Origin of the sequence: Rhodococcus sp. T2V, assembly GCF_029269925.1 — a bacterium.
GTDB classification, from domain to species: Bacteria; Actinomycetota; Actinomycetes; order Mycobacteriales; family Mycobacteriaceae; genus Rhodococcus_F; species Rhodococcus_F koreensis.
The window spans coordinates 1-632 of sequence record NZ_JARJBD010000352.1 but is presented as its reverse complement, the minus strand read 5'-3'; the positions used below and the strand labels follow the sequence as shown (position 1 = coordinate 632).

General features: G+C 69.5%; 1 protein-coding gene and 1 pseudogene. Both read right to left on the bottom strand.

All coding sequences use genetic code 11. The annotated features are described in order from the left end of the window. On the bottom strand, positions 1-273 hold a 273-nt coding region (locus P3H15_RS54325; RefSeq protein ID WP_276144874.1), incomplete at its 3' end, for an SDR family NAD(P)-dependent oxidoreductase. Between the two features lie 38 nt (positions 274-311). Further along, positions 312-632 (bottom strand): annotated as a pseudogene (locus tag P3H15_RS54320) (steroid 3-ketoacyl-CoA thiolase); the annotation flags it as partial.

The window sequence follows — 632 nt, the reverse complement described above, 5'->3', positions numbered from 1 at the left end:
GGCGTTGCCGATGCCGGCGCAGTTCACGGCGACCCGCAGCGGTCCGAGCGACTCCGCGACGTCGAGTGCGGCGGACACGTCGGCCTCGCTGGTGACGTCGCCTGCGGCGAACCGCACGCGGTCGCCGAGTTCCTTGGCGACGGTCTCACCGTCGGAGGAGGGCAGGTCGATGATGACGACGCTGGCGCCGTCGGCGAGCAGTGCCTTGGTGGTGGCGAGGCCGAGGCCGGAGGCACCGCCGGTGACGAGTGCGACGCTGTCGTTGACGATCATGTCTTACCTTTCGGAAGCAGGGTTTTCGGGGGTGTGGGTCAGATGCGTTCGATGATGGTGGCGTTGGCCATGCCCGCGCCCTCGCACATGGTCTGCAGGCCGTAGCGTCCGCCGGTGGCCTCGAGGTTGTTGACCAGGGTGCTCAGCAGGCGGGTGCCCGACGATCCGAGCGCGTGCCCGAGCGCGATGGCGCCGCCCCACGGGTTGAGCTTGGCCGGGTCGGCCCCGAACTCGTGAGCCCACGCCAGCGGCACCGGCGCGAACGCCTCGTTGACCTCGTAGGCGTCGATGTCGTCGATGCTCAGCCCCGACTTGGCGAGGATCTTCTTCGTCGCCGGGATCGGCGCGGTGAGCATGAA